The 14,919-nt window shown below is 50.4% G+C and carries 10 protein-coding genes; 3 read left to right on the forward strand and 7 right to left on the reverse strand.

The features are described from left to right. Positions 1 to 235: 235 nt before the first annotated feature. On the reverse strand, positions 236 to 2,698 hold the full coding sequence (locus PRUB_RS05155; protein WP_010384098.1) for an ATP-binding protein: 2,463 nt from the start codon (positions 2,696 to 2,698) through the stop codon (positions 236 to 238). After that, positions 2,679 to 3,860: an ATP-binding protein gene (locus PRUB_RS05160; RefSeq protein WP_010384099.1), complete on the reverse strand. Its 1,182-nt coding sequence runs from the start codon at positions 3,858 to 3,860 to the stop codon at positions 2,679 to 2,681. Before PRUB_RS05160 ends, PRUB_RS05155 begins: the two co-directional genes overlap by 20 nt. A 323-nt stretch (positions 3,861 to 4,183) precedes the next feature. On the opposite strand from PRUB_RS05160, the gene PRUB_RS05165 reads away from it, so the two are divergent. Continuing rightward, positions 4,184 to 5,479 (forward strand): amidohydrolase, encoded by a 1,296-nt coding sequence (locus PRUB_RS05165; RefSeq protein WP_010384100.1) that lies wholly within the window; start codon positions 4,184 to 4,186, stop codon positions 5,477 to 5,479. Between the two features lie 45 nt (positions 5,480 to 5,524). Here the strand turns inward: PRUB_RS05165 and PRUB_RS05170 are convergent, their stop codons facing one another. Together PRUB_RS05170 and PRUB_RS05175 are read right to left on the reverse strand one after the other, a co-directional pair. After that, positions 5,525 to 7,144 (reverse strand): FAD-binding protein, encoded by a 1,620-nt coding sequence (locus tag PRUB_RS05170; RefSeq protein ID WP_010384101.1) that lies wholly within the window; start codon positions 7,142 to 7,144, stop codon positions 5,525 to 5,527. A 167-nt stretch (positions 7,145 to 7,311) separates the two neighbouring features. Beyond that, entirely contained in the window at positions 7,312 to 9,960 is a 2,649-nt protein-coding gene (locus tag PRUB_RS05175; RefSeq protein WP_010384102.1) for a purple acid phosphatase family protein, read from the reverse strand. Positions 9,961 to 10,132: 172 nt separating this feature from the next. Here PRUB_RS05175 and PRUB_RS05180 point away from each other — a divergent pair, with 172 nt between their 5' ends. Then, positions 10,133 to 10,471, forward strand: coding sequence for a hypothetical protein (locus PRUB_RS05180; RefSeq protein ID WP_021032900.1), 339 nt, complete (start codon positions 10,133 to 10,135; stop codon positions 10,469 to 10,471). Positions 10,472 to 10,496: 25 nt separating this feature from the next. Then, complete coding sequence (locus PRUB_RS05185) at positions 10,497 to 11,003, forward strand: LabA-like NYN domain-containing protein (RefSeq protein WP_010384104.1); 507 nt, start codon at positions 10,497 to 10,499, stop codon at positions 11,001 to 11,003. Here the strand turns inward: PRUB_RS05185 and PRUB_RS05190 are convergent. The 3 genes from PRUB_RS05190 to PRUB_RS05200 are packed head-to-tail and all read right to left on the reverse strand — an operon-like array spanning position 10,937 to position 14,889. Then, complete coding sequence (locus tag PRUB_RS05190; RefSeq protein WP_010384105.1) at positions 10,937 to 12,220, reverse strand: O-antigen ligase family protein; 1,284 nt, start codon at positions 12,218 to 12,220, stop codon at positions 10,937 to 10,939. The two genes, PRUB_RS05185 and PRUB_RS05190, sit on opposite strands and share 67 nt — an antisense overlap. 12 nt (positions 12,221 to 12,232) lie before the next feature. After that, positions 12,233 to 13,624, reverse strand: a complete 1,392-nt coding sequence (locus PRUB_RS05195; protein WP_010384107.1) for a GumC family protein — start codon at positions 13,622 to 13,624, stop codon at positions 12,233 to 12,235. After that, positions 13,621 to 14,889 carry a polysaccharide biosynthesis/export family protein gene (locus PRUB_RS05200; RefSeq protein ID WP_010384109.1) on the reverse strand — a complete coding sequence of 423 codons (1,269 nt, stop codon included), beginning with the start codon at positions 14,887 to 14,889 and terminating at the stop codon, positions 13,621 to 13,623. The genes PRUB_RS05195 and PRUB_RS05200 overlap by 4 nt, the downstream gene beginning before the upstream one ends. Positions 14,890 to 14,919: the final 30 nt, after the last annotated feature.

Genomic DNA, 14,919 nt, shown 5'->3' on the forward strand with positions numbered 1-14,919 from the left:
GCTGTTTATTGAGAACGCATGTTTGAGCCTTGTGGTTGACTACAGAGACTTAGATGGCCCGCTTTTGGACTGTGAGTAGATATCGGCTCAAGGCCGGTATAACGAAGGTGTGGGGCGGTATGGCGGTTGTCAAATTGACTTCGCGCCGCCAGGGTCACATAGCCATAAAGAAAAGTGCCGTTGAGCGATCAGAAAATGCGTGGTACCCAATCATTCACTTTCTTGATGCCTGCACCTAAGCATATTTCACCGACCAATCTTCTATTTCGTTGAGCACTTCATCAACGGTTTCTTTAAGTTCGTCGCCCATTTTTAATACTTCATTAGGGTATTTATCCCGCATTAAGGTCATCAGGGCATAGTAGATGGGCTTAAAACGTTCTTTCAGTTCATGCTGTTCAAACCAGCGCTCGACCAGGTTCGTCTGGCCTTTGGCAAGAAAGGCTACGAAGAGATCTGTGAGCAGGGATTCATCAGCACTGTCAAGCCCGTCATTCTGGCTGAGTAATGCATCCATGGCTTGGGTTGCGTCCTGAAAGAGGTTATTCCACAGCAGAATTTTAATTAAAATGTAAGTGAAATCTAATGGTGAGCTATTTTCCATTCCCTGCCTGACGCATTGCAGAGCCGTAAACTTGTTCTTTGCATCTGCCTGATAGTAGTAGCACAGTGCCAGCATCGAAGAAATTATATGATTCTTCTCATTGCTCAGGTATTGCTCAAAATAATCAATTGCCTGTAAGAAGTTTGCTTTGTTCATGTTTATAAAGCCTAATGTGCCCAATACCGATTCTCCAGCGCCCAGAGCAGACAGATAATGTTGTTCTGAAAGGACATATTCGCCTTGCTGATAATATATTTCTCCCATGCATCTGTGATAGTAGCCTGGGAAACTGTTTTGCAGTTCAGATTGTGCGGCTTGCAGAGCCATTCGGGCCTTATCCCAGCGAGCTGAATCTTGATAAATCCAATGCAACCCTATTGCTGCACTGGTGTTTTCAGGTTCACTATCTGTGATTTGCCGCAATACCATCTCTGCATCAGCATCTTGACCCGATTTCAAGTAGGCAAAGCCTTTGATGATGAGGGCTTTAACGCTGTCTCTTTCTTGTAACGCTCCAGCGAGTGTGAGTAGTTTACTTGGTTTATTGTCTTTATCCTTGGCCATGGCGATCTGGAAAATGCTCAGCACAGAAAGTGCACTAACAGCCTTTTTAACAGCCTCTGTCATATCTGCCGGTTCGTTACTTTTCAGCCACTCAATCAGGATCTGTTTGTTTTTATCACCTTCTACATCTGTGATATCAATTAGCTCTTTACTCAGCGCAGTATGTCCCGCACCGCTCAGATACTGCTGGCTTTGCTCAAGGATTTGTTGTTTGTCTGTGTGCGCAAGCTGGTCACTGCACAGCAGTGCATTGGCAAACGTCAGTGTCGCTTGAGGATGGCACGGGCCTGTGAGTTGCTCAAGAAAAGACTTGCTGCGCTGCTTTAGCTCGTCGCCAACGCACCAGACTTCCATAAAGCGCGTCAGCCAGAGGACCCGGTTTTTGTCCCGGCGTCTGCCGTAGCGCATCAGATACCAGATATTAAAAAAGCGCTCTTTGATGCGATACAGGTTATTTTTGCTATCAGTTTTGATCTTCTCGATGACCCAGTTTTTCTCCAGTTGGCTGAGCTGGGCTGAAATATTTTTGCTGGGCAGGCGAGTTTTTTCGGCTATCTCCTTGGCTGAGATGGCATCCCAATGCAGTGCGATGGCATTGACTATGGGTTTTTGCTGTGGTGCCAGGTCGTCCATACGGTGTTTATACAGCGGCGTGGTCCGATCTATGGTTTCTTCCAGTAGCGCATAGGTCTGGCCATTGGCCCCTTCCATCAGAATATTAAACAAAATAACCAGTGTGCGCGGAATACCGCCCGTTAAGCGCCGGATAGATTCAATACGCTGCGGCTCTTGCTCAAGGATAGCCAGCAACCTTTGTTCTTCACGTTCACCACTGTGACTGGCCAGTGCCCGCAACAGCGCCTCGGTATCTGGCTTGTCTAATCCGGCTAAATTGATCACTTCAAAGAACTGGTAAAACGGGGCCTGGTGATCGTAAAAGGCTTCCAGGCTGACCGCCGAGCCACCTATCAGCCTGAAATAAGGATTGGTGGTGAGCACTTCCCTGAGTATTTCTGTTTCTTTGCGATTAAAGTTTTCGAATAGTTCCACCAGGTTATCAATAAATAACACAACCCGTTTGTCTTGCTTTTTGAGCCGGTCACTCAGCAACTGAATGGCTGCCTTGGGGTCTGGATCCTGACCTGCAATGGCATCCAGCCCATCCAGCAGCCCGGCAAACTGGTCGTGATAATGCTCTTCCAGCTCTTCAGCGACGCGCTCCCAGAGCGTAAACAAAGAGCTGATCCCGTATTCTTCTTCTTTAAAGGTGACAGGCAGCAGCCAGGTGTTCAGCGCGTCACTTTGTGTAAGCTCTATGGCAAGGCGTCGCAGCAAGGTGGTTTTACCGGCGCCGCGCACGCCCTGGATCAGGTAATTTTGTTCGGGCACCTCTTTGTTGGTGCTGGCAATGGCACGCCAGATTTTTTTGTATTCTTTCAGGCGGATCACAAAGTGCGTTTTAATGAACTGGTCTGATGCATTTTGTGCGTTGTATAGCTTTACGCCTTCTTTATAGTCGTCGAGTTGCATAGCGCCCCCACCATTCTTTGAGCATGGGCGAGGTGAACTGATAACACTGCGCCTGATTGATAAAAATATAACCATCGTGGATCAGACAGTCTATCACGTATTGGCAATTGATTTGCTGATATCGGCTTGCCTGCGAGAGGTTAAACAAGTGGGAACCCGGCAGCTCCGCATGCTCACACATCGCTGTTAATACGTCACTTGCCAGTGCTTTTTCGCCGTCCGAAAAACGGCTTAGCCGTTCTGCCCAGTGACTAAAGTGAGATTGATACTGTATCGAGAACAGCGTGTTGTAGGCGGCGTCAATATTTGCCGGGCTGACAGAAGTCAGTGCTTCATCAAAATACACATCAACCAGCTGCATCCACAGGATCTCGATGTAGTAGGGCATCAGCCAGCCAACCTTGTCGAGCAGATAATCCTGTGCTGTGGCATCAATCTGGATGGGCGCTTGCTCACGACGATTCAATGTGTTGATAAACTCGCGGCCCTGAACCTGGCTAAGTGGTGTAATAGACACCGGGATGAGCACATTGATGAGATCTGACAGTGCCATTTTGCTCACCAGCGTGTCCAGCCCAATTGAACCCGTCAGCACAAACTGCACGTTTTGGTTGAGGCCCTGCTCTGACCACAATTCACGACAGCCAGATAAAAATGACTCCGCGCTTTTGTGATCTTGCTGATTATAGATTTTCTCAACAACATCCGGGAATTCATCAATGATTAGCACCAGCTTTTTGTCTAGTGTCAGTGCATTGAGGGCGGCGTTGAGATCTCGGTGAGTGAGCTGACGGTCCTGATGGTCAAACTCGATACCCGTGGCGCCGACTGTTACGCCGGTAATGCTGCTGCGAAACTTGTCAATTTGATCTTTGCCCCACTTAAAAAGGCTACTCAGTTGGTCGGTAAACTCGGAGCGGAACAGGTTATCTATGATCTGTTTGTAGTATTCGTGCTCGGTTGCACAGGATTGTACAATACTGTAGAGAAACACGTAGCCATCTGGCGGGTTGTCTTGCAGGTAAAACAGCATAGACGTTTTACCGACACGTCGCGGGGCAAGGACCAGCAAGTGGCTTCCGTCTCTGAGACGCCGCAACAGCTTATTTTGATCTTTTTCTCTGGGGAAATATTTATCACCCCGAACCACCTGACCCGCCATAATGTCTCCTGACAAAATATTTATAGCTAAAATATAGTGACAATAAAAACATTGTCAAAAACTTTGGCAATAAAATTTTTGTCACCTCGAATATGAGGAATGGTCAAAATTGCCCGAATGGCCTTGGCAGTATCCACTCCTATGCCGTCAACTGCGCCTGGGTAGCACTGAATACAGCTTCAAAAGCATCAAAGCTCGGTTGCAGTTTAGCTTACCCTGTTTATCTCACCGCACTCATCCAGCCTCTGTCGCAAATCCCTTTCTCTAATAACTTTGTCTGTTATTTTGGTTTTTGACTAATAAAAAATACAAAAGGAAGGGAAATGAACAAATCTATTATGAGCTTGAGTGTGGCGTCGATTTTCGGTGCCTTGAGCATGCCCGCCTTGGCATCGGATCATGCCAGATTACTGCAACAGGTTGAACCTAAAGTGATTGAATGGCGTCGGGATATTCACCAGAACCCAGAGCTGGGTAACCGTGAGGTGCGAACCGCAGCCAAGGTGGCCAAGCACCTAAAAGCACTGGGCATGGAAGTGGAAACCGGGATTGCTTATACCGGTGTGGTAGGGATATTGAAAGGCACTCAGCCCGGGCCCACTGTGATGTTGCGTGCCGATATGGATGCGCTGCCGGTGACCGAGAAGAACGATCTGGCGTTTAAATCAACTAAGACGACCAATTATCGTGGGGTGGATGTCGGCATCATGCATGCGTGTGGGCATGATACCCATGTCGCCATGTTAATGGGCGCGGCTGAGGTGCTCGCGGGGATGCGTGATGAGCTGGCAGGTAACGTGATGTTTGTCTTTCAGCCTGCTGAAGAGGGGGCACCAGAAGGGGAAGAAGGCGGGGCAGAGCTAATGCTTAAAGAGGGGATCTTTAAAAAGTATCAGCCGGAAGTGGCGTTTGGTTTGCACATTACTTCTAAGCTCAATGTCGGTCAGCTGGGGTATCGCAGTGGTCCGACTATGGCCAGTGCCGATCGCTTTGAGATCAGTGTGAAAGGAGAGCAAACCCATGGCTCCACCCCCTGGGCAGGTGCCGATCCCATTGCCGCCGCTGCGCAAATCGTCTCCGGGGTGAATCATATTGTCAGCCGTCAGATCAATATCACCAAAGAGCCAGCCATTGTGTCATTTGGCAAAATCGCCGGTGGGGTGCGCAATAACATTATTCCCGAAGAAGTGAATATGGTGGGGACGATTCGTAACTTTGACATGGACAACCGGGCACAGATCTTCGATAAAATTACCCACACTGCGGAGCATATCGCACAGGCTTCTGGAAACACCGCAGAAGTGAACATCATCGAAGGTTATCCGGTAACCGTGAACGATCCGGCTCTGACAGAGCAAATGTTACCAACATTGGAGAAGGTGTTTGGTGCACAGGGCATGATTGAAATGCCTAAGGTGACGGGGGCTGAAGACTTCTCATTTTATGCAATGGAAGTACCCGGGTTGTTCGTTTTTCTGGGCGGAACGGCAAAAGACATCGACCCCCGAAATGCTGCCAGTAATCATTCCCCTTATTTCATGGCCGATGAATCGGCATTTAAATTGGGCACGCGGGCGCTCACCCAGTTTACTCTGGACTATATGACACAAGCTAAGTAGAGCAGTGGCAGAAAGAGGCCATGGAAAGGCCTCAAAAATAATCCGCTAAACTTCTATAGACTGAGCATGGTTGAGCTTGTTATGGGGATCTAATTTGCGTTTAACTTGTTGAAGTTTGGCATAGTTGTGTTTGTAATATAAATGCTGCCAGTTCGGGATATCGACATCGGCATAATTCACATAACAGCCATCCATCACTTCGTCAGGCAGCGGCCCTTTCGCGCCGTACATGGCATGATAAAAGCCATTGATCCAGCCAATGTGGTAGGGGTCCTGAGCGGCATCAAACCAGTAGGTCTGATACTGAAGTTTCATAATGGAATCGCGGTGGGAAACGGCAGTGTCGGTGTCTGATAACGCGTTTATCTGGCCGCCATAAGAAGATAGCTGCAACATGCCGCCTGGGCTCAGGTAGTCGCCATGGCGCAATGTTTGCCAGAGTGTTTGAATTTGTGCGTCGGGAAAAGGCTGTTTCATATAAGCCGATTTATTCTTACCCCGTGCGCCAACCAGTGTCCCAGCGCCATATTGAGTGCCATACCACCAGGGCATACTAAAATAACTGCCTGGCGGCACCGGACGTTGAGGGGCGTTTTCCTGTTCCTGCAAGCCCATATGATTGGTGGTACGTAGTCCCTTTTTTGCCTCCGTGAGTTGTTCTGGGGTAAACAAGGCATCGATAAATTCATCAATCAGGGCTGGATCGCCACTACAATACAGGGATAGTCGAATGTCGCCGCTGCCAGCCACTGAGTTGGTTAGTGCCATAGAAGTGTGTAATGCATTAAATCGGCTATCGGGGCCGTTATGTGTGTACCAGAATTCGCCATAATTGCGCAGTAGTTGGGCGAACTGGTCATAATCGAACAAGTGCCAGGGCAGGGCAATTTCCTGTAGGTGGATATATGCCGGCACAGGGGGCAGGTCTTTGAAGAAATACTTAGTCACTATGCCGAAGTTGCCTCCCCCACCACCCTGATGTGCCCAGACAATTTCGTCAGCTTTTGCTGATTGACCTTTAAAATAGCTGCGCGGATAGTTGGCCTGTCCGCCCCATTGATCAAAGGTGATTAATTCCACTCCCACCAGGTAGTCACTACTGAGTCCGTATTGTCTGGAATGAATGCCGAATCCGCCACCGCAAACGTGACCACCAACACCGACGCCAAAGCAGGAGCCGCCAGGAATGATCACGCCAAATTCCTTAAACAGGGTTTTATAGGTATGTCCTAAAGAAGCGCCTGCTTCAACGACATAGTGATCATCGCTGCGATAGACTCGATCCATATTGCTGAGGTCAATAACCACACCCTGATCATTTACCACAAAGCCTTCATAGCAATGTCCCCCAGAGCGCACAGTGAGCCTGAGGTTATTTGCCACTGCCTCTGTGGCAGCCATGTACACTTCATGGGCAGAGCTGCATGCTGCGATATAGCCAGGCTGATTGGGAAACCTCAGGTTAGAACCGGTGAGCATAGAGAGATATCTGGGGTCGTCGGCATACACTTTGTGATACTGACCATATTGAGGACTGGCGGCAGCGGGATTGCTGAGCATGAGAGGGGCTGCACCGACGGCACCGCCCATAGCCAGTGATGATTTGAGAAATTGACGTCGTGAGGTGGCGATATGTTCGCCTGATTGCTTTTTATTGTGTTCCATAAACACTTCCTTTTTATGTTGTATAAAATGAGGGGACGTAAATGGGATGATTTTTACGCAAATTGAATGTATCAGATACCGGACCGGGAAAGTGTAAAAAACAATCAAAAAAGTGTCATGATGCGAAAAGTTCAAGGTGCCGCCGATGTGGATCGGCGGCGGATGGCTTAATCAACACGTATTTGCAAGATCAAATCATCAAAGTAGCTGTCATTGTCGCTGCCCTGATTACGTGTTCCTTGCAGGACAAACTCAATATAGGCTGTCCCTTTGGGTAGTAGTGTTTGCCCGGATAGGGTTGTCCATTGTGCAGCTGTGGTGCTGAGTTTTTCACTGTCACTCACCCTTTGACTACGGTTGTCGAGAAAATGCAGTTGAATGGCGGGCACATCCTTACCACTGTAATTGCGAAGTTGACCGCCATAACTGACGCTGACCCGGCCTGCTTCGATTAATCGACTGTAGTGCTGTACAGACAGTGTCTGACTGATCTGACCCTGAGCCGACTCCCCTGTACACACGCCACCCACGGCAAAAAAACGCTCGCCAGTCGCAGGGGGAATAGAGTCACATTGTTGAGCTGTCAGAGATTCCACCGGACCGGCGCCGCTCCAGCCCTGAATACCGGCTTCAGCACCCGGGTTTTGCAGCAGATTGGCTGAGTTGCCAGGTTGCTGGGTAATGTATTCTTCCGCCACGCCAGCAGGCCCCTGATCCGACACTGTTGCACAGTCACTTTGTTCGGCCAGCTTGAGCGCTAAGTTGTCAAAATAGCTGTCATTGTCGGTACCACTGGTACGCTGGCCCGTCAGGACGAAATCGATATAACGGGTATTGGCGGGCAGCGGCGCTTCCTGAACATAGGCCTGCCAGTTGGCAGTCCCGCCTTTAACTTCGGGTGTGCTGCTCAACAGCGCCAGATCTGCATCACGAAATTCAAGGGCAAAAGCGGGAATATCGCTGCCACCCCAGCTACGTAGCATGCCCGAGTACAGGGCTTTTAGGGTGCCATTGTCAATACTGGCAGCCCAGTTGCTGACATCAACACGCTGATATGCGCGTCCGCTTTGGCGTTCATTATCACAGACACCACCGACGGCAAAGAAGCGTTCACCCTGATAAGGGGAAACGGAGCCACAGGCTTTATCTGTCAGGCTTTCCAACGGCCCGTCACCTAGCCAGCTGTCGGTGCCCAGTTCTGCGCCCGGGTTTTGTAGCAGGTTGTCGGTCAGTTGTGTGCTATCAGTGGTGGTAAATGACTGCGGTTGTGACCAGTCACTCCAGGCTAGCGAACGGTCTCGCATGCGCATGCGAACGCAATACTGCGCACCAGGCGTGAGCTGACCCAGTGCAAAGCGGTTAGGTGCAAGGCCTGCACGGGTATCAACCCCATCCCAGATATTTTCATGCTGATACCAGGTATCGATCAGTGGTTGGCTGAAGTCATCGCAGTGACTGCTCAATTGCCAGTGAGCAGCACCAAACAGATCTTTATCGGGATCTGCAAATAAGGTTGCGACTGCGTTGGCACAACTGGCCGGGACTTGTCCTGTGGGGGCCAATATTTCAGGCGTAAACGGTGCAGTGTTGTTTAACCGTACAGTCAGCGTGTCCTTGATCTGGCTGTTTAGTGGCACTTGCTCATCGCCCATTGAAATGCGTTTGAGTTCGAAAGCCGGGTCGTCACCGGCGGTAACATCTACCACCACAAAGCCATATTCGTCTTCACTAACTGAGAATTCCGTGTAGTCGCGCTGGGCAAACTCGCCAAAGTAATCCAGGTTGCCACCGGCGGAAGCCACATTCACCATAGTGTGATTGTGATCCCGGCTGGTGCCGCGAGAATAGGCGTGAGTGTGGCCAAAAAAGTGAATGCTCGGTTTGTTGCAGCGTGTTGAAAAGGCCTCAAGACGTTCAACAATTTTACCGCTGTAATCGGTCTCACCGGCAATCCACATTTCTGATTTATGCGGGTGGTGCATCTGCGCGAAGACAAAATCGGTTTGTGCTCGCAGACAGGTTTCGGCCAGCACTTTGTCCAGCCAGATGAGCTGTTCATCAATACGGTAATTGGTATTGGTGTCGAGTGACAGCACTCGGATATTGGAATGGTCCTGATACCACCAGTGTTCCTCATAGCCGGGTGTGCCGTTTTCTGGCAGCCGGAAGTATTTAAAGTAGGTTGGAGTATCACGCTCGTGATTGCCGGGGGCAGGATACAGCGGCACTGAGCTGGCCAGCGCTGCAATGGGGGAAAAGAAGCTGGTGCGCCAGCTGTTGTAATCCTGGCCATTGTCGACTAAATCGCCGGGGATCAGGGTCATATTCAGGCCATTGTGTAACGCAAGTCCCAATGCCTGTTGCACATAAGGCAATACACCCTGATTAATGATCTCGCCAAATTTGCCCGGGTTCCCCGAGTCTCGCTGCATGTCACTGACTGCCAGAATACGGCTGCTCTTCTCGGCAGAGGCCAGCGGTGGGGTTCTGAACTGGTGAATATGACTGTAAGTATCACCGGTTCTGACCCGGTAGAAATACACGCTATCCGGTGCAAGGTTTGTTAATTGGGCCTCATGGATACGACTCAGCAGATAACCGGTTTCACTGGTGCCGCTGGCTTGCTGGCCCAGCTCAGCGGTGGTGCCCCATTCTACAATGGACTCATCACCACTGCTGGTTTCCCATTTGATCCAGATGCTGGTCGGGGTTGCAGATTGCAAATAGGGGTGGACGGCCAGTCCTTCGGTGTGGGCGTGTGCCTGACCGAGCGCCAGCACCAGGCCCAAAGACAGTATTCGCAGAGAATAGGTCATAGTAGTTTCCTTGGTAATTAAACGAAACGCGGGATTATCCGGGGAACAAGTGTATTGGGAATGTAAACGTTGTGAATTTTTAACGTCTTATTTATGACCCCACTGGCAGGGGTCTGTGATATAGTAGGGCCATTATGCAGCCGATACGCAGTCAGATGAGCGGGAGTCTAATGTGCGGGTAAGAGTGATCTTTACGTTGGCCTGGTTAAGTTTTCATAGTGAGGCTTATCAGCCAAGTCGGCTTATGCACTTTGTTGATGACTGTCGTTCCGAGCAGCACAGTGCACTCAGGCAGGGTTGCCAGGGTTATTTATTTGGCTTTCTTGATGCGCTCAAACTGAATCCACCGCATGGGGTTGATGGCCAGTGTCTGCACGCCTGGAACCCGGATACTTTGCTGGCTGCATTGGGTAAGGCAATTAAGCAACAGCCCGAGCTTGGCAAGCAATTTTATTACGAGGGCATATATGCATTCATTGACACTCAGTGTGGTGCACGACCGTCATCATGAATGAACCTAAAAGGTCCGTAACACCATGAAAAAAATCGCCATTCTGGTCGATGTCCAGAACATTTACTACACCACCAGGCAGGCTTATGGCAGAAGCTTTGATTATAACGGCTTCTGGGAGACGGTATTAAAAGACCGCACTTTGTATCGTGCTTTGGCCTATTCCAGCGAGCCTAATGCACCCAAGCAGCAACAGTTTCAGAATATTCTCAGAGCCATCGGCTTTGAGGTTAAACAAAAACCCTATATTCAGCGCGCCGATGGCTCGGCCAAATGTGATTGGGATGTGGGGATCACCCTGGATGCCATGGAGTGTGCGCCACATTGTGATGTGGTGGTATTGCTGACCGGGGATGGAGACTTTGACTTACTCGCCGAGCGTATTCGCAGCCGTCATAACTGTGAGGTCGAAGTGTACGGCGTGCCTCAGCTCACCGCTAACTCGCTGAAGCGCGCAGCCACCCGTTACATTGCCATTGATGAGCGTTTGTTGCTAAATGCAAAACCAAACCACAACAGGGCAGGCCAGTAGAGATACGATAGGATCTCCAAATTCTCAAAGAAGCTGTAGCAGACCAACACTGCCATCAGACACAGCGCAGTCTGTGCGGTTTTTGAATCTTGCGACGCCCACAGTAAATAGACACTCGAAACCAGCATAGGGACTGCCAGCGCAACCGCGCCAACCATGCCTTTGACAAATAACAGCCCATACCAGCTGTGGTGCGAGCCAATTGGCATAAATTCCACCATTTTGGGCCCGCGCTCAACAATGCCATGGCCCCAGATAGGCGCTTCTGCCTGCCAGCGTTGAATGGCAATGTTGGCCAGCGCTTTTCGTACTCTGGTAGAGCCCGGGCGCTGTTGTTTCACGGCCTCGTAAGAATCCATGATTGAATTGTAGATGGGTTCACCGAGTAGCAATATGATGGGCACGGTAATCCCAAGTAGCAGCAGCATCCAGGGCTCTTTAAATTTATCGCTGAACAGCACCAGAGGAAACAGCATAATGAAAATGGCGATACCAGCGCGGGATTGCGACAACAGCAGCATGGCCCAGCAGCCCGCAATGGCCCAGCGACGAATGCGGTTGTTTGTTTCTTGCAGACAAAAGACTAAGTAAATGCAAGCCATAAATCCGGCCGCTGGTGCCCAAGGTGTAAAGAAGCGCCAGCGCCCGGCACCCGTCTCGGGGTTAATGCCGTAAAAGCTGACCATGAAAAAGCTTTCCCCTGGTCCGCCGATGACCTTCAATGGCGACAGGAAAATATCACCGGGTAACTTGACGACATAAAATGCCACTGAAATAAAAGAGAAGATCAGCGTGTGAATAGCGACAATACAGACCCCGCGGATCACCACTTCTTTGCGGATCTTTGCAAGTGCCGCAATGACAGGAAAAATAGCCAGCAGTGCCCAGCCTTTCATCCAGCCAATGGTGGACTTAATGGTTTGCCCGGTGCCCAAGGACCATTCGCTGTGCGCGACCAGCAAAGCCACGAGCATCAGCAACATGGCGATGATCCACATCCAGATCATCGGTGACAGTGGGCGAGGCTTAGCACGCAGGTCCAGATAGCAGCGCATTAAGACCACCATAAAAATCAACCAGCCGATGATGGAGCCCATCACATACAGCATGCCCAGCATAAAAGTGGGGTAGGTAAGCACCAGACCCGCCCAGACCAATTTTTCTTCTGTGCTGATAAAGCGCTTTTCCTTGAAGGGTAAATAGGCGGTGAATAGCATGCTTGCCTCCGGCTAGTCTGGCTGTTTCATCACAGCGGAAATGATCACCCGGCGTTTGTTGATCATTAACACACCCATTGATAAGAAGATCATTGCGGCCAGTGCTGCGGCAACGGCAATGGACTTTTTCGGTGAGAACGAGTTCACAGGCAATGACGGTGGAGACATCAGCTGGATCACCGGATACGATGCGAAAATATCCGCTTTACCGGCTTCGAGGCGCGCGACCGCTGAGGTGAACACCGCTTTTGCCAAATCAAACTCACGCTCCAGACGTTCCAGTTCGGCTGCTTCTCTGGCGTACACTTTGAGCTTTTCATTGAGTAACTGCACTTCATTTTCCAGCTCAATCAATTTTGCTTCAGAGCCTTTTTTGGCGGCAAACGCACTGATCAGATCAGCAAACAGTTGCGCGCGATTCGGGTTAGACGCCAGATCTGTGGTGTGAAACGCATGGGCTGCATTGATCCCGACCAGACCTTCCGAGCGGGTTCTGAGCGCCAGTTTTGACTGCTCAAAACGCGCCAGCTCCGCTTTTACCATGGGATGACCATCGTCCCAGCGAGAGCGGTATTCGCTTAACTGAGCTGCACTTTTATCCAGTTCAGACAAATAGGCTCTGAACTCACCATCAGATTGCAGGACAAAGGCCTGGCCCGCCATGGAAGGGGATACGCCTAAATCAACACTGAGCTGGCCGACAAAATACTCAGCACGGCCGATTTCGGCTTTGACGATGGCAACCTGTTCCTTCAAATTGGACAACGTACGCATTTGCTGGTCTAGCTGGTCCCGGCTGATCAGCAAAGAGCGTTGCTGAAAGTCAGTAATGTTGCTGCGTGTAAGATTAAGTCGCTCTCTGTACTGATCTAATACTGACTTGATGCTGGCATCACGACGCTGGACTTCATCGGCACGCAGATGATCAAGCTGGTCCTGTAATGCGTTGTATAAAGCCCAGGCTTTTTTCTCTGCGATACGCGGGCTGGCCCCGGTGATTTCTATTTTCAGGATTGAGGTTTGCTCAGTCAGACGCACTTTGGGACGGCCAAATGCTTTGGCCGACATGCCCATAGAGTTAGCTGCATTCTCCAGCAGGTTTTTGCTCATCAGCATTTCTTTGTAATTCACTCTGGGATTATATCCCTTGCCAAACGGTGCGCTGGTGGATGACACTACCTGGCCAACTTCATCAAGCGATACATTACTGTTTGCGCCTGTGCCAGGTAACACCATGTCCAGGTCGCTGCGATATTTCGCGGGTTGTTGCAGGTAAGCAAAAACCAGTAGTAAAATCACAGCATAGCTGACCAGACAGGTCACCAGATAAGGTTTGTGCAGGGTGCGGTAAACCGCCGCCCTGAACCGTGAGTACGGTGTTGTTACTTGAAGTTGCGTGTTCATGAGTCCTCCTTACTCAACAAAGAGAAGGGTGCCACAATATCGAGTAGCGTCTTTGCGATATCACGCAAGTTAGTGATATCTGAATCATAGCAGGCTATCGCATCATTCGGCATGACATAAGGGTTAACATGGTCGCGATAAGACATCCGCATCAGCTCCTCTACGGAGCGCTCGACGACCTGGGTTTGGCCTGTCAATGGGTGGTTGCTGACCAGCACGACGCGACGTGGCGCATTGGTGTATTCTTTACCGCCCACACAGTTCGCTGAAATCGCGGCCTGCAATAACCGGGTGCCATACGGCAGATTACTGGAAAAACGACCGATTGCCGCATTGGCGTTACTCATTGATGAGTCAATCAGGTTAGACATAAAGACCCGAAACCCTTTTGGCGTGATCTGCGACGGTTTCACCAGGTTTGGCTGAAAACACCCGGTGCTCGGTACAATGACCTGATCGCCGGCAATCAGTACGTGGTCAGAAACGGGCTGTCCGGTCATGATGCCGGTCAAATCTGCTTCAATGCGCCAGCCTTGGCGCACCAAAATCACTTGGTCCAGCTTGGCATCAGGACGCACCCCGGCAGCAGCACGTATCGCTTCGGACAGCAGACGTTGCTTAGAGTGATCGCCAGACGCGGCGACTTGTTGATCTAATAGTTGCTCGGGTAATTTTGCATTGATGGTGACCCGGCCCGGTGAAAACACTGCGCCAGAAACCGGGACTTCAATGGCTGCCCAGGTTTTTACTTTTACTGTGACATCTAACGTTTGAGCACGGAAAATTTTGGCCCGGATCAGCGCCAGTTCAACTTTTTGTGCCAGCGCTTTGGTGGTCAGGCCCGCGGCGTAAATGGGGTCGATAACGGGCAGTGTCAGTGCGCCAGAGCTGTCCAGTACATAGTCGCCGTTGAAGCCCTCACCGTATTCCATTCTGACCTGGATCAGGTCACCCGGGCTCAGTGGTGCAGCGCCGAATACCCCACTGTGACTGGACTCATAGGGATTCAGGCCAGGTGCGGCAAGCGGAATAGGCTGGTCGATGCGATAATTCGCTGCGGCTGCAAAGTTGTCCGCGTCGGTGCAAGTCAGGCGAGAGGCAAACACGGAGTTAGACTGACCGAATTGCGTACCAACCGCATGTGGCATGCCATAAAAGTCCTCGTCATTATAGTCCGGGCTGAGTGTGCACCCTGAACCAAGCACACACAGTACGAGCGCACAAGTGCGGGTCATCAGGGCTGTGATTGAAGTGGCTGGTTTCATAATGTGCTCCTTGGAGGTCTGTCTCTCTAA

The organism is Pseudoalteromonas rubra (assembly GCF_000238295.3).
GTDB classification, from domain to species: domain Bacteria; phylum Pseudomonadota; class Gammaproteobacteria; order Enterobacterales; family Alteromonadaceae; genus Pseudoalteromonas; species Pseudoalteromonas rubra.